Origin of the sequence: Deinococcus sp. YIM 134068, from assembly GCF_036543075.1 — a bacterium.
Taxonomy (GTDB): Bacteria; Deinococcota; Deinococci; order Deinococcales; family Deinococcaceae; genus Deinococcus; species Deinococcus lichenicola.
In genome coordinates this window covers 1-20,268 of the sequence record NZ_JAZHPF010000015.1, presented here as the reverse complement: position 1 = coordinate 20,268, position 20,268 = coordinate 1, and the positions used below count along the sequence as shown (strand labels likewise).

Below are 20,268 nucleotides of genomic sequence, written 5' to 3'. Positions count from 1 at the left end.
CCGCCGCATGTTCCAAGAGTTATGACAAGTTGTTGGAGTAGGGTGGCGCAGTACTGAGCGGTCAGAAACTCCCCAGATACCGGTTCCCCATTGCGGTGATCAGGTACGCCGTCTGGCTCTACCATCGGTTCACCCTGAACTACCGGGATATCGAGGAACTGTTGCTCGAACGAGCATTTTCGTCACCCGCCAATCCATTCGAGTCTGGTGTATCAAATTCTGCGACCTCTTCGTGCAGGGCCTCCGTCACCGGGAACCCCAGCGGGGTCAAACACTGGCTGTGGCGGGCTGTTGATGAACACGGCGCTGTGCTGGACGTTTTTCTGACGGGGTAGTACGGCCTCCGGTCAAGCACGGCTTACCACCCGACTCACTTGAACCTGCCAGAACCCTGGAGGGACATACCGCCTACTGTGGTCTGCCCCCCAAAAACTGGACAAAGCTGACTGGAGATCATTGGCTCGCCCCAGAGCTGGGGAAGGGGGCTTCCCCTTCCCTCGGCTGGAAAGCGAGGATGACTTATGAAGCACAAGCGGTTCAGCGAGGAACAGATCATCAAACTGCTCCAAGACGCCAAAAAAGGCGAAAAGCCCACCCTAGAGTTGTGCCGGGAGGCCGGATGCAGTACGGCCTCCTTTTACACCTGGAAGGCGAAATACGGCTACGGCCACGGTCGACGAAGCCCGGCGGCTCCGTCAGCTCGAACGCGAGAACGAGCGCCTCCTCAAGTCGGTCGGTCAGCAGCGCCTGGAGCTGGAGGGCATGAAAGAGATCCTGGCAAAAAAGCGCTGACGGCCCTTGAGCGCCGCGAGGCCGCGCAAGTTCTGGTCCGCAGATAGTGTCTTCCAGCAGGACCGTCAAGAGGTAAGGAACTGGGGTCGTGGGTAGGCTTCCTGATAGGGTTGGCCAGACTTCACGACCGCAAGACCCGTTCGCAATAACTTCCGTCCGAGAGCAATCAGGGCGACCTTCGGCGGCTTCCCCGCAGCTCGCAGGTGGCGGTAGAACTCCCCCATGCGCCCCTTGGAATGCTTGGCACCCGAAGCCGCGAGGTACGCTGTGCGTCGGAGATGGGCGTTGCCGACCTTCGAGATTCGACCACGCCCCTGAACGCTGCTGCCGGACTCGAAGGGGGCCGGTGCAATCCCCGCGTAGGCGGCAATCTGCGTCCCCGTCTCAATAAGGGCAAAACCGTCGGTCTCGGCCAGGACGCTGGCCGCCGTCAGGAAGCCGTACCCGGGGATGGTCATCAACAGGTGAAGGGGTTCGCAAAGAACAGGATTGGGCTCGACCAGCCCGTGCATCGCCGTTTCAAGGGCCTCGACCTGTGTTTTCAGGAACGCCACGCGTTCCTGGATCAGGCCAACCAGTGTGGTGCTCGCTGTCGTTCGGTGGTTCATCGCGTGGAGCCGGTTCTGCTCGGCATTCAGGGTCACCAGCAGCGCGGACCGTTCGCGGATTAACAGCTTGAGTTCCTGAAGAGCGGGACTCAGTGGCGTCCACGCCTTCGGCTGCATCTTCAAACCGTACTGGGCGATGATTTCTGCGTCCATCGCGTCATTTTTCCCACGGCGCAACGTGGAACGGGCGAAATACTTGATGCGTGCTGGGTTCTCGACGCTGACGGTGCAGCTTTGTTTGTGAAGGTGATGCGCGCAGTTTTCCCAGTACACCCCCGTCGCTTCCATGACCACGTGCACCTCAGGCGGGGAAGCACGATGCTTCCCCGCCCAGCGCAGGAGTTGGTCGAAGCCTGTGGCAGTGTTGGGCACCGCCGCCAATGAATGGTGAGCCCCGTCAACCAGGAGGAGATGGGCGAAAACAGTGTCCTTGCCGACATCCAGGCCGAGTACGTGCATCACAAACCTCCCAAGAGGTAGGGTGAAGTCGTCAGGTCAAGCTCGCTCGGAACTGGTTCTTACAGTGCAGGCTTCTGTGCCTTGGATAGTGTTCAGTCTTCGAGCGGAGCGCCCGAACCGGCCAGATCTGCGCTTGGGGCCTTCTGGGGCCTAAAAAAATCTCTGGCTTGTTGGTTCGGGCTGGCCTGACTTCCCATTCTGATCAGGAAGGGCGTCCCGGCCTAAGACGTAAAAAATATCCGACAGCACCGAGCCTGCGAACTGGTGGGGCTGCCCCGCTCGTCGCTGTCCTACCGCCCCCATCCCCGGCATGACGAGCGGCTCCGGGAACGAATCAGAACGCTGGCCCGCGAGCATCCCCGCTGGGGATGCCGTCGTGTCCACGCCACGCTGCGTCGGGAAGACATGCAGGTGAACCGGAAAACCGTCCATCGCCTCTGGAAGAGCGAGTCCCTCGCTCTTCCCACCCGTCGCAAGGTGAGAAAAATCCGCACCGGGCAGCACGTTCCCCTGCGAGCCGAGCAGCCAAATCAGGTGTGGACCTACGACTTTATCTTCGACCAGACGCTGGGAGGCCAAACCCTGAAAATCCTGACGCTCACCGATGAGTTCACCCGCCAATCCCTGGCGTTACGTTGTGGGACAGCTTTCACGTCCGCCGACGTGAAAGCTGTCCTGGTCGAGGTGATGCGAGAACGCGGCGTGCCCGCCTTTATCCGCAGCGACAACGGCCCCGAGTTCATCGCCCACGACCTCAAAGTTTGGCTCGCGGTGCAGGAGGTGGGTACCCGGTACATCGACCCTGGGAAACCCTGGCAAAACGGCGTGGCCGAGAGCTTCCATGCCCGTCTGCGTGACGAGCTGCTGAACGTCGAGGTCTTCCACTCGGCTCGGCACGCCCAGGTGCTGCTGGACGGTTGGCGCAGCTTCTACAACACCGCCCGGCCACACTCTTCGCTCGCATACCTCACCCCCGACGAGTTCGCCCAGCGGTGGGCCCAGCCCACCGCCCCGCCCGTCGTCGTACACTCTCCCTGAGTCGAGTGCTTCGTCCTAAAAACTGGGCCAGTCCAACTGGCCGGTCCTCTCCCCTGCCGCGCCAGTCCGTCTCCGGGGTATCGTCTGCTCATGATCACCCTGACCGTGTTCAATCATGCGGGCGGAGCGGGAAAGACGTCCCTGACCCGCGACGTGGGCTACGAGCTCGCCCGCTCCAGCCTGCGCGTCCTGCTGATCGACCTCGACCCCCAGGCCAATCTCACGACGTGGCTGGGAGTCGAGGACGCCACCCGGGAGGAGACGGTCTACCCCACCGCGGTGGACGGCGCACCTCTCCCCCACCCCCGCGAGGTGCATGGTCTGCACCTCATCCCCTCCCACGTCGGCCTCGCCATCGCCGAGCGGCAGATGAACAACCGGGTGGGCGCTGAGGGTCGCCTGCGCCGGGCGCTCACACAGGTGCACAATCAGTACGACGTGGTCCTGATCGACAGCCCCCCCTCCCTCGGGCACCTCGCCATCCTCGGCGCCCTGGCCGCAGACCGCATGGTCGTCCCGGTGCCCACCCGGAAGAAAGGCCTGGACGCCCTGCCCGGACTGTTCGACGCCTTCGCGGAATACCGGGAGGTGAGGCCGGACCTGACGGTCGCCCTCTACGTCCCGACCTTCTACGACGCCCGCCGCCTGCACGACCGCGAGGCCCTGGCAGAGTTGCAGGCCAAGCTCCGCCCACTCGCCCGCCCGGTGCCCCAGCGGGAGGCCGTGTGGCTCGACAGCACCGCCCAGGGAGCGCCGGTGGGCGTCTACGCGCCGGGCTCCCCGGTCCACGGTGACGTGGTCCGCATGACCGAGGACGTGGCGCAGGCGGCCGGTCTCCGGTACGAGGTGCGGGCATGACGCGCAAGCGCCCGACGCGCGGGCTCTCCGGCCTGCTCGGTGACGTACCTGACCTCACCCGCTCCCCTCAGGCGGAGCAGGCGCTGCCGGTCGCGGACCTGCGCTCCGGCAGCGGCCAGCCCCGCCGGGCTTTCGACGAGGCCAGCCTGGAGGCGCTGGCCGCCAGCATCCGGGAGCAAGGCGTGCTCCAACCCCTGCTCGTGCGTCCGGTGGATGGCGGGCACGAAATCGTGGCGGGCGAGCGGCGCTGGCGGGCCGCCCAGCTCGCCGGGTTGACAGAGGTGCCGGTCATCATCCGCTCCCTCGACGACCATCAGGCCCGGATCGCGGCCCTGGTCGAGAACCTGCAGCGCGAGAACCTGAACGTCATCGACGAGCTGGACGCGAAACTGGCCCTCATCTCGTTGGCGCTGGATCTCACGGTGCAGGAGGTCCGTCCCCGACTGCTGGCCCTGCTTCGGGAAGAGCCGGGGCCGATGCAGGAAACACTCAACACCCTGTTCGCCCCCCTGGGGGAAACCTGGGAGAGCTTCACGCGGAACAAACTCCGCATCCTCAACTGGCCTGAGCCACTCCTGGACGCGGTGCGAGCCGGGTTGCCGTTCACGCTCGCCTCGGTCATCGTCGGTGTCCCAGCTGAACACCACGCCCGTCTGATCGAACTCGCCACCAGCGGAATGAGCCGGGCGGAACTGCGGCAGGAGGTCGAGCAGCTCGGCAAGGCCAGCCGGAAAGGGGAAACCTCCCCAGCCCTAGAAACGGGTCGCAAGCTTGCCAACCGCCATTTCATGAGCCGCCTCTCGCCAGAGGACCGGAAGGCAGTCGAACGCTGGTTAGCAAAGATGCCCCCCGTGCTCCGCGGATCAGCTGAAGAGGGGGGTTGAGTTCGTATTACCGGTAATACACGCGTCTCTCTGAACGAATTTTCTCGGTCAGGCCGGTTCTGAGGAGGGTAAACAGTCTACTGGTTCACTACCTGTTCCAGCGCCTGATCAAGGCATCCCCTCAGGCCGTAAGGCAGGGGAGAGGGGCCACCACCCGCAGCCCGGACAATGTCGGGAGTGAGCGCTCGCGCCACATAGGTGAGTACCTCGACCTGAACGCTTCCGCCAGGCAGCCGGACGCCCGATAACTCACGTTCTACGCGGGGTCCGGCTTGTCGCCGGGGTCACCCTTCGCTTCCCCGCCAAGTTGCTCCTGCATCTGTTGCAACGTCGCCAGAATGTCGGGAAACGGGACGATTTCGACACCGAACATCCCGGAGGCCTCCATCTCCCGGTAGTCCTGTTCGAGAGCCCGCAGCACTTCTCCCTCCGGCACGATCACGGCCCTTCCCGTGCGGCAATCCGCGTAGTCCACGCCCGTCTCGCGGAAGAGGACCGTCTTCGTGGCGATGACGTCGTCCCGCAGGGAGCTGTCCGCGAGTGCGGCGGGGCCGGTCTCCCTCTGCATCAGCACGTGCAGGTCAAGCAGGTGCCGGGAGAAGTGGGTCAGCCGGTGCAGTTTCTGCGGCTGGGCGCAGGCCGCCTGCAGCGCCGTCAGCTTCTCCCAGAAGGTGCGCCGTGCGTCCAGAAGTTCTACCGTGGCCTCGGGCAGCTCGACGGCCGCACGCACCTCGGGGTCCTCGGCGAGGTAGGTGCGGATGGTGCGCTGTTCGCGCGGCTCGATGCGGTTCTTGCCCCCGAACTCCAGCAGGACGCGCCGCTGGATATACCCGGCACCCGCCGGCAGCACGGTCGGATAGTGCAGGGCCAGCTGCAGGGCGGAGGGCTCTCCCTCCGTGACGACCCGCACCCGCCCGTCGAGAGCCGCGGCCTCCTCCACCAGGTGGGGGAGGATCTGGCCTTGCACAAAGGCCTGGGCCTGAAGTCCTAACTCCTCAATGGCCCTGTCCCGCTGGTTGCGCGTCATGGCCGCGAGGTCCGCAGGTGTGCGCCCCGACGCGCCGAGCAGCCCCAGGGTGATGTCGAGGTCCTCGCTGAACCGGGTGATGGCCGCGTAGCCCTTGGACAGGCTGGTCCCGCCCTTGAACGCCATCGGGACCCCGCTGCTGCCCAGCACGAAGGTCTGGGCGAGCGCCCACACGACCCACAGATCCTTCTCCAGGATGACCGGCTCCCGGTTCTGCTGGGCGGCGACCGCCTCCAGGACGTCACGTTGCTCTCCGGGTTCCAACGTCAGCCAGTTCAAGGTCGAGTCCTCCCCGGGTGGGAGGTCCCGCGCGCATGAGTGGTGATCAAATCGGCGAGCCAACCGGGCAGGGTAGGACGCAGTTCGAGCAACCGTTCGAAGGTGGCGGCGTTGAGACGCTCGAGAACGGCGTGACCCTCATCCGCGCGGCGGCGCCCCAGGTGGTGCAGCGCGGCGAGGGCGTCACCCGCAGGTGTGTCCGCCTGGCGCAGCACGTACCTGGGTGCATGTCTGAGGGTGACCTGACGGTGGCCGATCTTCAACGTCTTCTTGCCGCTCACCCCGGCACTGAGGACCGGCGTCACGGGGGTCTGGGTGCTGAGGCCGTACTCGGCGAGCACTTGCGCTCCCGGAGTGGTGACGGGGATCCCACGGGCACGCGCGTAGGTCCTGGCCACCGCGAGCGGGTTGGGCGGAACCTTGCCGACGATCCGACTGCGTTTGGGCTTGACGTACACGCCGCGCGCTACGCGTTCGATGACGCCATCGCGGGTCAACCGGGAGAGCACCTGGTCGATGCTCGCGCGCGTTCCGTAGAGCAACAGTTCCGTCGGTGAGAAGGGCTCCCCCTCGGGCTGCCGCTCCACAAACCGACGCACTTCCGTAGTGGACTGCACCCTCATATGTCAGATATTATTGCAATAATATCTGACATAAGGTACTTGTATTACATTCGATCCTGGAGCCTCACCGACGAAAGAAGCCGAGACGGAATCCTGCTGGTTCACCAAAGCTCGAGGTTCTACGAAAAACAGTCCGCTCGGCACGGTGCTCAGGGTGTCCTTGCCTTAGCAACACATTCACTCGACCCATTGCACGGAATCAACGGAAAAACCACATGCTTGGAGCAAGTTTGGTGTGTTGTCTGGTAAGCAGCGCTTTAGCAGCTTCGTTGTGCAGGGAGAAGAGGCGGCCCCCGAGAGGGGAGGGGAGACCTGGACGCCCGAATTCGCGGTCCGTCCATCATGTCGACGGCGATGCCCTGAACAAGTGCCGGAGAACCCGCTCGTGCTGCGCAGCCACCGGCATCACGCCTCATTGAAAGGAAACCTCCGGCGCGCGCGGCGAGGGTAGCCCATCCTCTTCCCCCACCTGCCTGAAGGCGTGCGCCGAGGAATCGAGGGGACGCTGCTCCGGCACCTGCACTGACTCCGGCTCCTCTCGGAGCTTGCGTTCATGCGTTTCTTCCCAGCCACCCACCTGTGTTCGACGGTGCTTCGGCGTGGGGAGCGCCGCCAGGATACGCCCGAAGTGCCGTGGAATAGGACCGACCAGGGCACTCTCGACTGTGGACCCCACCGCTCTACCAGGAGGCAGCGTCCTCACTGAGAGCCCCTTGTGGGTGAACTCTATTCGAACCCGAGTCTGTTGGAGGTGGCAAAACCCAGGGCTGGTGGACCCTCCGGGCCGGGACTTGACAGGCCACACCGGCTGGACTACTCTCAGTTATCTAGTTACGCTAACTAACTCTCAAGGAGGCGCTATGCGCAGTCTCAAAGCCGACCCTGCGACCGTCCGATCGCAGAACCGCCGCCTGATCCTCGACCTGCTCCGCACTGAAGGACCCCTCAGCCGCATCCAGCTTGCCGAGGCTACCGGCCTGAGCACGGCGTCCATTACCATCGTCACCGCCGAACTCATCGGGGACGGCTGGATCAGCGAGCAGGGGACGACCCAGGCCAGCAGCGGCGGTGGGCGCCGCCCCATCCTCCTGAACATCAACTACGACTCGCACTTCGCCATCGGCATCAAGATTCGCCAGGAGCGCATCGACGCGGGCCTCACCGACCTCTCCACCCGCGTCCTCGCGCACACCACGCTGCCCGTCACCAGCACCGCCCCAGGGGACATCCTCCGCGACCTCCATACCGTCTGCACTCGCCTGCTCGACGAGCGCGGGCTGACCTTCGACCGGCTGCTCGGCATCGGCCTGGCGCTCTCCGGCATCGTCGACTTCACCACCGGCACCGCCGTGCAGACCCCGCAGCTCGGCTGGTTTGACGTCCCCATCGCGGAGATGGCCAGCGCGCATCTCGGGGTGCCTGTGTGGGCCGACAACGACGTCAACGCCTACGCCGTCGCAGAGCACCTCTTCGGCCACGCCAAAAAACACCAGAACGTTCTCGTCGTCACTGCCGGTCGCGGCGTCGGTGCCGCATTCATCCTCGACGGTCAGGTGTTCCGCGGTCGTGGGGGCGGTTCCGGTGAGTTCGGACACAACGTCATCGTCGACGGGGGCCGCCTGTGCACCTGCGGCCAGCACGGCTGCCTCGAGGCGTACACCGCCGAGCCTGCCCTGATCTCGCAGTACGCCGAACACCGTCCGGACCTCGGCGGTATGACCGCCGACCTCATCGCAGAGCACGCCCGTGACGGCAACGAGGACGCACGCGCCCTCCTGCACGACGCCGGCACGCTCCTCGGGCGGCACGTCTCGTACCTCGTGAACACCGTCGATCCGGAACTCATCCTCTTCGGCGGGGAAGCCTCCCGCCTCGGTGAGGCTTACCTCGCCCCCCTGCAAGCCACCATCCGCGACCTGGCCTTCGCCGGTCGTGCCCGGAATCTCCCGTTCATCGTCGATCCCTGGACCGATAACACCTTCACTCCCTGGGTCCGTGGCGCCGCGAGCCTCGCCGTTCAACGCGCCTTCGACCTGGGCATCGTTTAGGAGGCCATGCACCCGACTCGACCGAACTCCCGCCCGAACCTCTCGCCTCCCACTCCCCAGGAGAACCCCATGAAGAAGTGGCTCATCCCGACCCTCGCGCTGTCCGTTGCCGCCCTCGCCCTCGGCCAAGCCCAGCAGGTCACGCTCGAACAGTGGTACCACCAGTACGGTGAGGCGGGCACACAGCAGGCGGTGCAGCGCTACGCGGCGGACTACACCAAGAAGACCCCGAACGTGAAGGTCAACGTCTCCTGGATTCCCGGGAACTACACCCAGAAGCTCAACGCGGCCCTCCTGTCCGGCACCGGCCCGGATCTCTTCGAGGACGCCAGCGACATCTACACCCGCGCCAAGGCCGGGCAGATCGTCCCCCTCGACGACCTGTTCACCGCGCAGGACAAGAAGGACTTCGGCCCGATCCTCGGCACTGTCACGTACAAGGGGAAGATCTACGCCGTCCCGATGATCATGGACACCGTCGTCTTGTACTACCGCAAGAGCGCCCTCGCCAAAGCCGGGGTCAAGCCCCCCACCACCTATGCCGAGTTGCTCGCCGCCTCGAAAAAACTTACCACCGGTGGGCAGAAGGGCCTCTTCATCGGCAACGACGGTGGCGTCGCAGCCCTCGCGACCTGGATGCCCGCCTCGGCAGGCGTGCCGCTTGTCCAGGGCAACAAGGTGACGTTCGACAATTCCCGGACCGTCAAGGCGTACGAGGCGCTGCGCGCACTCAACCAGTCCGGCGTGCTGCTCAAGGGCGCACCGCAGGACTTCTGGGACCCCACGGCGTTCAACCAGGGTCTGACCGCCATGCAGATCAACGGCCTGTGGGCGCTCCCCGCCGTTGAGAAGGCCCTCGGGGACGACTTCGGCGTGCTGCCGTGGCCAAAACTCGACGCGCAGGGCAAGTCGGTGATGCTGTACGGCTCCTGGAACATCGCCGTCAATGCCAAGAGCAAGAACGTCGCCGCCGCCAAGGCCCTGGTGAAGGCCCAGTGGATTCAGAACACCGCCCTTCAGGCCGAGTGGGCGACCGCGTACGGCTTCCACCTCCCCCCGCGCGCGTCCGCGACCCAGGCCGCCGCGAAGCTCTCGAAGGGCAACGCCGCCGAGGTCGTCCGCCTCAACAAGACGTACGGCCAGCTCCTGCCCACGGGCTGGGGTGGGGGCATGCAGACGGCCCTGAACGATGTCGCCGCGCAGGCTGTCAACGGCAACCAGCCCCTCGCGCCGCTCGTCAAGGCCGCCGCCGCCAAAGCGCAAGCGGAACTCACGCAACGCCTCAAGTGACCTTTACAGCTCCGCGCGCGACGACCCCGACCAGTCAATCGGCATCGGCTGAGACCGAAGGCGGCCACCACGATTGATGCGCCCACCCGAGGCCGCGTGCACCGCCGTCTCGGGTGCTTCACAGGAGCTGCCATGCAACGTGACCTGACTCCACCCACTGCGGCCACCCTCCGGCCCGCCCGCCGGCGACGGCCGGGCGGGCGGGACGAACTGGCGTTCTGGACGTTCGTCGGCCCACTCGTCCTCGGCCTCGTCGCCTTTATCCTCGTCCCGATGGGCTGGGGACTCCTGCTGAGCTTCAGCGAGGCCAGGGCCAGCATCGACCTCGGCCGTTGGGTCGGCTGGGAGAACTACCGCACCCTGCTGGCCGACCCCGGATACCTCGGCGCCCTGAAGACCGCGGTGATCTTCGCGGTGTTCATCGTGCCTACCACGTTCTTCCTGTCGCTCGGCCTCGCCATGCTCGTCAACAGCACCCGCATCGGCCGCGCGTTCTTCCGCAGCGTCTTCTTCCTCCCGACCGCCGTGTCGTACGTCGTCGCGAGCCTGATCTGGAAGCTCGGCCTGTTCAGCGGCGTTTCGTTCGGCATCGCCAACAAGGCCCTGCTGGCCCTGGGCCTCGATACCATCGCCTGGACCAGCAGCCTCCCCTGGGTGTGGGTGGCGCTCATCAGCGTGCGGCTGTGGCTCCAGATCGGCTTCAACATGTTGCTGTTCATCGCGGGCCTCAACGAGATTCCCGCGAGCCTTTATGAGGCGGCCAAGATGGAAGGGGCCGAGCGGGGATGGGCAGTGTTCCGCTTCATCACCCTGCCGATGCTGCGCAACACCAGCGTGTTCGTGCTGTTCACCACGGTCGTCGCCGGATTCCAGTCGTTCGACGAGTTCTACAACGTCCTCGGCAGCGTCAACGGCGGTTCTAGCGCCGCCGCGGCCCTGGGGGCACGCCCGCCCCTGTGGTACCTATACGACACGGCGTTCGCCTCGCAGGACTACGGCCAGGCCACCGCGGGCGCGTTCATCCTCACCGCCCTGATCCTCGTCGTCGCCCTCGTCCAGTCGCGCATTGTCGGGCTCGGCCGCGCCACGGACGAGTGAAAGGAGCCGTGCCGTGACTCCATCTACCCCACGTCTGAGCGGGCAGGAGACCGTCACCCCCCGACCCCGGCGGCGCCGTCCGCTCGGCCTACCCAGCCTCATCGCCCTGGGCGTGCTCAGCCTCCTGTTCCTGCTGCCATTCTGGCTCCTGCTGCGCAACGCCTTTATGACCGACGCGCAGATTGTCTCTCAAGAGTTCTCCTGGCTGCCTTCGCCCTGGCACCCCGAGAACGTCTCCGAACTGCTGCGCGACCCGAATGTGAATATTCTCCTGGGTCTACGCAACTCCACCATCGTTTCCGTCACGCAGACGGTCGTCAGCATCCTGATCGCGTCCGCCGCCGGGTACGGCCTCGCCCGCATCCCGTCCGCCGCGCGCGGGTTCGTGCTCGGGCTGGTCCTGCTCACCATGACCGTGCCGGTCGTGACGCTGTTCATCCCACAGTACGTCATCGTCGCCAAGCTCGGCTGGATCAACACGTATCAGGGCCTGATCATTCCCGGGCTGTTCAGCGCGTTCAATACCTTCATGTTCCGGCAGTTCTACCTGGACTTCCCAAAGGAGCTGGAGGAAGCGGGCCGCGTCGACGGGCTTGGCTGGTGGGGCACCTACTGGTACCTGGCGCTCCCGAACTCGCGCGGGATGATCGCGGCGCTTGGGCTGCTGACGTTCATCAGCAGTTGGAACCAGTTTCTGTGGCCGCTGCTCATTGGGCAGAGTGCTGAACGTTGGACCGTCCAGGTCGGCATCTCGTCCCTGCTGACGAGTCAGACCGTCAACCTGCACCTGGTGTTCCTCGCCTCGCTCATCGCGATTCTCCCGCTGCTCCTGATGTTCCTGCTGGGTCAGCGCTGGATCGTCGAGGGCGTCAAGATGAGCGGCTCGAAAGGCTGAACGTGACGATCCCCCCCTCCACGGATTCCCCCCTTCCCCTTCCGCGCCGCCTGTGGTGGCCGTGGGACGAGGTGACCGATCACGTCGTGTTCCGCCGCACCTTCTCCCTGGGCCGCGATGCTCTCGCCACCGTGTCCCTGGTGAGCAGTGGTCCCGTGCGCGTCTGGCTGGGCGAACAGGAACTGACCCTGCGCGGCCAGCCCCTGCCGACCTGGCGCACCACCCGTCACGCCCAAGTGCGGTTGCCTGCGGGCGAGCATTGTCTCGAGGTCGAGGCGCGCGGGGGAGGGCACGGTCAGCCGTTCGTCCTCGCCAGCCTCGACTGGCAGAACGGGGACACTGCTGGGCGCATCGCCACGGACGACACGTGGACGATGACCCGCGACCCCCACGAGGACTGGCGCGCCACGCGGGGGCCGCTGCACCGGCCCGCCTGGGCCTTCGACGGCGTGTGGGGCGAGCCGTGGGGCTTTCCCTGCGACGCGCCCGACGACTTCCTGCGGCTCACCACCGGGTGGCAGACCGTGCGCACCGGGACGCTCGACCGGGTCGTCGCCATGTCCCCCGGCCTTCTCGCACTCGGTGCTGGCGTCGATGCGAGCGACGCGCGCCGCCTCACCTTCCGGCCCGCCCGTCCGGTCCCCGAGCAGGGTCCGGTCCTCGATCCCGTGCGGCGGCACGACCTGTGGCAGTACGCCCGCGAGGCGCACGCCATCGCCACCAACGACTGGCTCGACATCTTCGAGGCGCGCGCCCCGCACGTCGTGCTCGACGTGGGCGAGGAGACCTTCGCGCGCGTGAAGGTGACCTCCCGCACGCCCGGCACCGCCCTGCTGGCCGTCACGACCGGCGAGTCCCTCGGGGAGGTCGAGCACCACGGTCGCCGCCTCACCGACGTCATCACCCTGCGCGAGGGCGAGACGTTCGCGACGTGCCCCACCGGATTCCGGTACGTCAAGCTCGTGGCGCTCGCCTCGGACGGGGACATCGTTCTGGACCCCGTGGAGGTGCAGCACGTCCGCTTCGGCGCAGAGGTTACGGGTGCGTTCGAGTGCAGCGACGACACCATCAACCGCGTCTGGCGGGTGGCGACGCACACGGCGCTGCTGTGCATGCAGAACGAGCTGTGGGACGGTATCAAGCGCGATCAGCGCCCCTGGATGGGCGATCTGCACGTCGAGGCGCTCGTTTCGTATCACCTGCTGAGCGACACGCGTCTCGTCGCGCGCACCCTCGGGGTGCTGGGCGAACTCGGCCCCGCGCCCGCCGAACGGCCCGAGTGGCAGCGGTACCCGGGCCTCAGCGCCGGGTGGAAGACGACCACCGGGGACATCAACGACATCCCCTCGTACACCCTGTGGTGGGTGGTGGGCCTGCACGACTACCACCGCTACACCGGCGACCTCACCCTGATCGAAGAGGTCGCGGGGGCACTGGACGCCACGCTTAAGCACGTCTCGAACTGGACGGACGAGCACGGCCGCTGGCGCTTCCACACCGGCTGGGACCTCGTGGACTGGGCACCCCTCACCGCAGGAGAGCGTGAGCTGTACTGCCACCTGCTGGCTACCCGCGCCCTGCGCGACGGCGCGGCACTGCTCACGCGGCTCGGTCGTCCCGCCACGACGTACGCCACGCTCGCCGGGCGCATGCGGGAGAGTGCCCGCGCCGAACTTCTGCCGCGCCTGCACGAGCACGTCCCACATCACCTCGCTGCCATCTGCATCCTCAGCGGCGTCTTGGACGATGCCGAGGCACAGGCGGTCTTTGGCGCGTCCCTCGCGGACGATCCAAACATGACCATGACGTTCTGGCACCGCTTCAACGACTTACAAGCTGCCGCGCACCTCGGGCAGGTGCAGTGGGGCCTCGATTACCTGCGCCACCACTGGGGCACCATGCTCTCGCTGGGAGCCACCACCTTCTGGGAAGCGTTCGATCCCGCCTGGGTCCACGCGCCCGACCCGCACGCCGTATCGATCATCGCGGGAGAGCACGCGCAGTACGGCGGGTACGGCACCTCGCTGTGCCACGGCTGGTCCGCCGGACCCACCGCCTGGCTGAGTGGCAGCGTCCTGGGCGTGACGCCCGCCGAGGCCGGCTGGCGCACGGCGCATTTCCGCCCGAACCTGGGTGACCTGCGCTGGGCACGGGGCCGCGTTCCCACACCGTTGGGGGACGTGCAGGTGGACCTCCGCGCCGAACCGGAAGGCCTCTTCGCCACGCTGGTCTTGCCGGAGGGCCTGGCCCTTGAGGTCGGGGAGGACGTTCAGGCCACGTGGAGTCTCACGGTGGAGCGCGTAGAACCGAAGGTCGTGCCGGTCTGGTTGACCGGCGCGGTGCTGGGAGAGGGGCGGCCATGAACGGCGGGAGGGGGCGCGCGCAGTATGACGGTGCATCCTTGACGGCTTCGCCACAGGGCAAGGTGCTGGCAGAACGACGGGCGGCCCTCATTCTCGACGGACTCTCTCGGCAGCCCGTCATGCGGGTCACGGACCCCGCCCAGACCCTCGGCGGGCACGACACAACCGTGTGCAGCGACTTAACCTGCTTGCGCTTGAGCGACCCCAAGGCCGTCGCCGATCGACTTGTGCCGCCGGGACGCCTGAGGCGGGTTAAGCGACCGGATGACCTGTGTGCGCTGCTCTCTGCCCATGAAGAGTTGACGATGAGGGCAGGAACGGAGCACCTCGGAGTCCACGAGCTGACCGTCTGCCGGGACCTTGAGCACCTCACGCACTTGCGGCTCATCCGCCGCGACGCCCCCCTCCTTGATCACGCCCCACTTCTCAGGAGTTCCCCGTGATTGACTCGACCCTGCCTGACCGGGCGACGTTCGAATTGCCCCTGTGGCCGAATGGCGCGCCCACGAGCCTCGAGGGCACGCGAGCGGAACGATGGTCCACCACGCCGCCGGGCACCGCCGTCCACTTCAGGTTTGTGCGCAACGTCAGCGCCCCGACCCTCACGGCGTTCCTGCCAGACCCGCAGGTGGCGACCGACACGGCCGTGATCGTCTGCCCCGGCGGGGCCCACCACACGCTCGCCATCGAGCACGAGGGCTACGACGTGGCGCGGTGGTTGGCCGCGCGAGGCGTCGCGGCGTTCGTGCTGAAGTACCGCGTCATCCCGACGCCTGACCTGGATGATGCGTTCGAGAAGCACATCCACGAACTGTTTTCAAGCCACGATGCCATGCGCGACCTGACCCGGGGACACCGGCCACATCTTCTCGCCGACGGGCAGCGGGCTTTGGCCCTCGTGCGGGAGCATGCGAGCGAGTGGGGCGTGGCGGCCGACCGGGTGGGCTTGATGGGCTTCTCCGCGGGAGGCAACGTGACGGTCAACGTCACGTTGCAGCCGGGAACGGGCCCTGGCCCGAACTTCGCTGCACCCATCTATGGGGCGCTGTGGGAGGAGGTCACCGTGCCGGACGACGCACCGCCGCTGTTCCTGGCCTACGCGAACGACGACGACCTCGGCGATGCCGTCGTGAGGCCAAACCTGGAACTGTACGTGGCGTGGCGCGCGGCAGGGCTTCCCGTTGAGCTGCACGTCTATAGCCGGGGCGGGCACGGCTTCGGGCTGCGGCGTCAGGGCCTCCCCAGCGACACCTGGATTGACCACTTCCACGACTGGCTCAGGGTGCAGGGGCTGCTGGAACGGCGCTCCCCCTGAGTCTCGGCGGCCCCTACGAATTGTCCTCTCCCTGCGCCCCCGGCGTCGTCCTGCACAGCTGCCCCGCGCTCCCACTCGCCTGCCCCGAACTCAGAGTTCATCACTCCTTCGGTCCAAAGTCCCACGCCTCATAGCCACAGGAGCCTTCTCAGCATGACCCTCACCCCGATTCGCCTGCGCGTCAACCACAAGGTCGCGCCCCTTGGTCTCGACACCGCCGCTCCACGTCTGAGCTGGTGGGTGACGGGCGAAGGGCAGGGCCGCACGATCACCGCCGCTCAGGTCCTCGTGGCCACCACCCCCAATCACCTCGCGCAGGACGACGGGAATGTGTGGGACAGCGGTCGGCTGGACGGCGTGACCTCACACATCACGTACGCCGGGTCGCCGCTGCCCAGCCGGCAACGCTGCTGCTGGAAGGTCCGCGTGTGGGACGAGGGGGGCCGACCGGGGCCGTGGAGTGACGTCTCGACGTGGGAGATGGGACTTCTCACCCCGGGGGACTGGCAGGCCACCTGGGTCGAGCACGAGGTCTGGAGCCGCGAGGACCGACCCCGCCCGGTGCCCCTGATGCGCCGGACCTTCCGGTTGGACGCCCCCGTCCGTTCGGCACGGCTGTACGTCACGGCACTCGGCTTGTACGAGGCGCGCCTCAACGGGCAGCGGGTTGGTGACGCCCTCCTCGCGCCCGGCTGGACCGACTATCACACGCGTGTGCTGTACCAGACCTATGACGTCACCTCGTTGCTGCAAGAGGGCGACAACGCCCTTGGTGCGGTGCTGGGCGACGGCTGGTACTGCGGGTACGTCGGCTTCCGCAACGAGCGCCGCCACTACGGTCCCCGCCCCCGCTTCCTCGCGCAGCTCGAAGTGCACCTCGACACCGGCGCGCGGGTCGTCGTCACGACCGACGGGTCATGGACCGCCACCACCGGACCGGTCCGCGCATCCGACCTGCTGATGGGCGAAACGTACGACGCCCGCGCCGAGTTGCCCGGCTGGGACCTCGCCGACTACGACGACTCCGCCTGGTCGCCCGTCGTCACGACCCGCTGGCACGGCACCCTGACGGCGGACGCCGGACCGCCCATCCGCGCGCTCGCCACCCTGAAACCCGCACAGGACATCCTCTTTGCGCCGGGCGTGCGGATTTTTGACCTCGGGCAGAACATCGTCGGGTGGGTCCGCGTCCGCGTTCGGGGAGAGGCGGGCGCGCGCGTCACCCTGCGCTTCGCGGAGATGCTCCGGGGTGACGGTGCCCTGTACACCGAGGCGCTCCGCTCCGCCGCCGCCACGGACACCTACGTCTGTAAGGGTGATCCCGAGGAGGTGTTCGAACCCCGCTTCACCTTCCACGGCTTCCGCTTCGTCGAAGTCGTCGGGGACGCGCAGCTCCTCGACCTTCACGGCGTGGTGGTCGGCAGCGACACCCCGCAGGCAGGCACCTTCGCGTGCTCCGACCCGAACCTGAACCAGCTCCAGTCCAATATCGACTGGAGCCGCCGCGGCAACTTCCTGTCCGTGCCCACCGACTGCCCGCAGCGGGACGAACGGCTCGGCTGGCTTGGCGACGCCCAGGTATTCGCACCCACCGCTCTGCTGAATGCCGACTGCGCAGCGTTCTTCTCCAAGTGGATGCAGGACGTGCTCGACGCGCAGAGTCCCGCTGGGGCCTTTCCGGATGTGGCACCCCGCCTCGTGACCGAGCAGGACGGTGCGCCCGGCTGGGGGGACGCGGGCGTGATCGTTCCGTGGACACTGTGGCGGTACGGCGGTGATCTGAGCGTCGCTCAGCGCGCATGGACGGCCATGACGCGCTGGATGACGTACATCGGGGAGGCGAACCCCGAGTTCCTGTGGCTGAGGCGCCGGGGCAACGACTACGGCGATTGGCTCGCGCAGGACGGCGACGACCCAAAGGACGGCTTCGGTAGCCGTACCCCCAAGGACCTCGTGGCGACCGCCTTTTGGGCGCATGACGCGCGGCTCATGGCGGAGATGGCGGCGGCACTGGGAAGGCGGGAGGAGGCGCGGGCGTACAGGGTGCTGTTCGAGCGAATTTGCGTGGCCTTTCAGACGGCGTACCTGGAGGAGAACGGGTGGCTGAGGGGGCGCACGCAGACGGGGCAGACCCTGGCGCTCCGCTTCGGCCTGCTTTCCGAACACCTGAGACCCTCGGCGTTGGCCCGGCTGGTGGACCTCATCGAGGCACGCGGCGACCACCTCACGACGGGGTTCCTGGGGGTGGCGCACCTGCTGCCGGTGCTCGCCGAAGGGGGCCGCGCCGACATCGCCCAGCGGCTGCTGGCGCGGGACACCTTCCCGTCGTGGTTGTTCTCCGTACGGCAGGGCGCGACGACCATTTGGGAGCGTTGGGACGGGTTCACGCACGAGCGGGGCTTCGGTGACCCGAACATGAACTCCTTCAATCACTACTCGCTGGGCAGTGTCGGGCAGTGGCTGTTCGAGGGAACTGGTGGGCTCTTGCCCCTGGAGGCGGGCTTTACACGGGTGAGGATCGCGCCCCAGCCGGGACCCCTGGCGTGGGCGCGGGTCACGCACGACGCGCCCACCGGACACTTCGAGGTGGAGTGGCGCAAGGCGGGAGACACCTTCGAACTGGACGTGGTCCTCCCGGTGGGCGTGACAGCGGAGGTGCTTCTGCCCGAGGAATACCGCTCGGCGGAGACAGTCCAGGTCTTGGGCTCGGGTCGTCACGCCCTGGTGGCCAGGGCGGAGGTGTTGATATGACGCCCTCCACGTGCGCGTCCGGCCCGTTCGCGCGTCGTCGGTGGTTACCCCCGCGCCGAACCCCTGCCGTGGCGACCCGACATGATCTCGTGTTGCTTTCACTTGGAAGGTCCCATGACTAAGATTGCCCGGATCGACCCTGAACTGGTCGGCCCCCTTGGTGGGCTGCCTCCGATGGTCCTCACTCCCGGGGTGCTTCCCCGGCTGCGCGAGGAGCACCAGGCGACGTTCGCGGACCTCAATCGCGCCTCGCTGCCGTCACCGGACGTCCTCGCCGAGGACCGGCTCATCCCGGGACCCCAGGGTGCCCCTGACGTCATGGTCCGCCTCTACCGCCCGGCCAGAGCGGGTGGGCAGCGGCCCGCCCTGCTGTGGATTCACGGCGGGGGGTACATGCTGGGCAGCGTGGCGGGCGATGACCAGTATGTCGGTCCCCTGACGCACGCGGTGGACTGCGTGGTGGTGTCGGTCGAATACCGCCTCGCGCCCGAGGTGCCCTTCCCAGGCCCGTTGGAGGATTGCTACGCCGCCCTGACATGGCTGTACACGCACGCCGAGGCGCTCGGCGTGAATCCGGAGCGGATCGCCATTGGTGGGGGGAGTGCGGGCGGTGGACTCGCGGCCGGCCTGGGGCTGCTGGCCCGCGACCGCGGGGAAGTTCCCGTCTGCTTCGAGGTGTTGATCTACCCCATGCTGGATGACCGCAACACCCGGAGTGCCGAGGAGGTCGGCTCGGATCATCTTCTGTGGGACCGGGCGGGAAACCGATTCGGCTGGCAGTGCTACCTGGGGCGGGAGCCGGGGGGGGAGGACGTGCCATACCAGGCTGCGCCCGCGCGGGCAGAGGACGTCTCCGGCCTGCCGCCGACGTTTATCAGTGTCGGGGAGCTGGATTTGTTCCTGGACGAGAACATCGAGTACGCGCAACGGCTGCTGCGGGCGGGGGTGCCCACCGAATTGCACGTGTATCCGGGGGCGTATCACGGCTTCGACGTGTTCGTCCCAACGGCCAGGGTGTCGCGGCGGGCCAGGGAGGACGTGGTGCGGGCGCTCCGGCACGCGTTGTGGGGGCATGAGGTCGGGCCTGCACCAACTACGCCGGGCTGACGCCGGGAGCATACCCCCTCCCCAAGAATCTCCGCGCCACCCTTGACGCGGCCAACACCTAGCTCATCGTTATGGAGGAGAACAAAGTGCATACCCAGGACCTGTTCGGCACCCTCGACCAGCAAAGAATCGAGACGCCCTCGTGGGGCTACGGCAACTCCGGCACCCGCTTCAAGACCTTCGCCGCGCCGGGGGCCGCCCGTGACGTGTACGAGAAGCTCGACGACGCCGCCGAGGTCCAGCGCCTCACCGGCATCGCGCCCTCCGTCGCCCTGCACATCCCCTGGGACGAGGTGGAGGACTACGGCGAGTTGCGGCAGTACGCGGAGGAGCGCGGCCTGACCCTCGGCGCGATCAACCCCAATGTCTTTCAGGACGACGTGTACAAACTCGGCAGCGTCACCAGCCCCTTCGAGGAAGTGCGCGAGCAGGCCATAGGGCACCTGCTCGACTGCGTGGAGGTGATGCGGCAGACCGGCTCGCGTGACCTCTCCCTCTGGTTCGCGGACGGCACGAACTACGCGGGGCAGGACGACCTGCGGGCGAGGAAACGGCGCGTTCGGGAAGCTTTGCAACGGGTCCACGACGCGTTGCCCGACGGCGCGCGGATGCTCGTGGAATACAAGCTGTTCGAACCCGCCTTCTACGCCACCGACCTCTTCGACTGGGGCGCGGCCTATGCCCACTGCCTCGCCATCGGGGAGAGGGCGCAGGTGCTCGTGGACCTCGGGCACCACGCGCAGGGAGTCAACATCGAGCAGATCGTCGCCTTCCTGCTCGACGAGGGGCGGCTGGGTGGCTTCCACTTCAACGCCCGGCGCTACGCGGACGAC

Annotated in this window: 16 protein-coding genes and 1 pseudogene; 14 read left to right on the top strand and 3 right to left on the bottom strand. The window is 67.0% G+C overall.

Annotated features, from left to right (window positions below):
* Positions 1–53: 53 nt before the first annotated feature.
* Both V3W47_RS13920 and V3W47_RS19710 read left to right on the top strand, forming a co-directional pair.
* A pseudogene (locus tag V3W47_RS13920) lies at positions 54–326 on the top strand (transposase family protein); the annotation flags it as partial.
* A 195-nt stretch (positions 327–521) separates the two neighbouring features.
* Positions 522–839 (top strand): transposase, encoded by a 318-nt coding sequence (locus V3W47_RS19710; protein WP_442877230.1) that lies wholly within the window; start codon positions 522–524, stop codon positions 837–839.
* An 18-nt stretch (positions 840–857) separates the two neighbouring features.
* On the opposite strand, the gene V3W47_RS13915 is transcribed toward V3W47_RS19710, so the two are convergent.
* Positions 858–1,859 (bottom strand): IS110 family RNA-guided transposase, encoded by a 1,002-nt coding sequence (locus tag V3W47_RS13915; protein ID WP_331825823.1) that lies wholly within the window; start codon positions 1,857–1,859, stop codon positions 858–860.
* 237 nt (positions 1,860–2,096) lie between these two features.
* On the opposite strand from V3W47_RS13915, the gene V3W47_RS13910 reads away from it, so the two are divergent.
* From V3W47_RS13910 to V3W47_RS13900, 3 genes are all read left to right on the top strand, one after another.
* Positions 2,097–2,897 carry an IS3 family transposase gene (locus tag V3W47_RS13910; protein WP_331825883.1) on the top strand — a complete coding sequence of 267 codons (801 nt, stop codon included), beginning with the start codon at positions 2,097–2,099 and terminating at the stop codon, positions 2,895–2,897.
* A gap of 90 nt (positions 2,898–2,987) precedes the next feature.
* Positions 2,988–3,755, top strand: coding sequence for a ParA family protein (locus tag V3W47_RS13905; RefSeq protein WP_331825822.1), 768 nt, complete (start codon positions 2,988–2,990; stop codon positions 3,753–3,755).
* On the top strand, positions 3,752–4,639 hold the full coding sequence (locus V3W47_RS13900) for a ParB/RepB/Spo0J family partition protein (RefSeq protein ID WP_331825821.1): 888 nt from the start codon (positions 3,752–3,754) through the stop codon (positions 4,637–4,639). Before V3W47_RS13905 ends, V3W47_RS13900 begins: the two co-directional genes overlap by 4 nt.
* Positions 4,640–4,895: 256 nt before the next feature.
* Here the strand turns inward: V3W47_RS13900 and V3W47_RS13895 are convergent, their stop codons facing one another.
* Positions 4,896–5,945 carry a nucleotidyl transferase AbiEii/AbiGii toxin family protein gene (locus V3W47_RS13895; protein WP_331825820.1) on the bottom strand — a complete coding sequence of 350 codons (1,050 nt, stop codon included), beginning with the start codon at positions 5,943–5,945 and terminating at the stop codon, positions 4,896–4,898.
* Positions 5,942–6,568, bottom strand: a complete 627-nt coding sequence (locus V3W47_RS13890; protein WP_331825819.1) for a DUF6088 family protein — start codon at positions 6,566–6,568, stop codon at positions 5,942–5,944. The genes V3W47_RS13895 and V3W47_RS13890 overlap by 4 nt, the downstream gene beginning before the upstream one ends.
* Positions 6,569–7,428: 860 nt before the next feature.
* On the opposite strand from V3W47_RS13890, the gene V3W47_RS13885 reads away from it, so the two are divergent.
* The 9 genes from V3W47_RS13885 to V3W47_RS13845 form a co-directional block, all read left to right on the top strand.
* Positions 7,429–8,616, top strand: a complete 1,188-nt coding sequence (locus V3W47_RS13885; RefSeq protein ID WP_331825818.1) for an ROK family transcriptional regulator — start codon at positions 7,429–7,431, stop codon at positions 8,614–8,616.
* 69 nt (positions 8,617–8,685) lie between these two features.
* Positions 8,686–9,906 carry an ABC transporter substrate-binding protein gene (locus V3W47_RS13880; RefSeq protein ID WP_331825817.1) on the top strand — a complete coding sequence of 407 codons (1,221 nt, stop codon included), beginning with the start codon at positions 8,686–8,688 and terminating at the stop codon, positions 9,904–9,906.
* Positions 9,907–10,038: 132 nt separating this feature from the next.
* Complete coding sequence (locus V3W47_RS13875; RefSeq protein ID WP_331825816.1) at positions 10,039–11,004, top strand: carbohydrate ABC transporter permease; 966 nt, start codon at positions 10,039–10,041, stop codon at positions 11,002–11,004.
* Between the two features lie 13 nt (positions 11,005–11,017).
* Positions 11,018–11,899, top strand: a complete 882-nt coding sequence (locus V3W47_RS13870) for a carbohydrate ABC transporter permease (protein WP_331825815.1) — start codon at positions 11,018–11,020, stop codon at positions 11,897–11,899.
* A 2-nt stretch (positions 11,900–11,901) separates the two neighbouring features.
* Positions 11,902–14,262: an alpha-L-rhamnosidase-related protein gene (locus V3W47_RS13865; protein ID WP_331825814.1), complete on the top strand. Its 2,361-nt coding sequence runs from the start codon at positions 11,902–11,904 to the stop codon at positions 14,260–14,262.
* Between the two features lie 439 nt (positions 14,263–14,701).
* Positions 14,702–15,577: an alpha/beta hydrolase gene (locus V3W47_RS13860; RefSeq protein ID WP_331825813.1), complete on the top strand. Its 876-nt coding sequence runs from the start codon at positions 14,702–14,704 to the stop codon at positions 15,575–15,577.
* A 153-nt stretch (positions 15,578–15,730) separates the two neighbouring features.
* On the top strand, positions 15,731–18,328 hold the full coding sequence (locus V3W47_RS13855) for a family 78 glycoside hydrolase catalytic domain (protein WP_331825812.1): 2,598 nt from the start codon (positions 15,731–15,733) through the stop codon (positions 18,326–18,328).
* Between the two features lie 114 nt (positions 18,329–18,442).
* On the top strand, positions 18,443–19,435 hold the full coding sequence (locus tag V3W47_RS13850; protein ID WP_331825811.1) for an alpha/beta hydrolase: 993 nt from the start codon (positions 18,443–18,445) through the stop codon (positions 19,433–19,435).
* An 86-nt stretch (positions 19,436–19,521) separates the two neighbouring features.
* The coding region (locus V3W47_RS13845) for a TIM barrel protein (RefSeq protein WP_331825810.1) at positions 19,522–20,268 on the top strand (747 nt) is incomplete at its 3' end.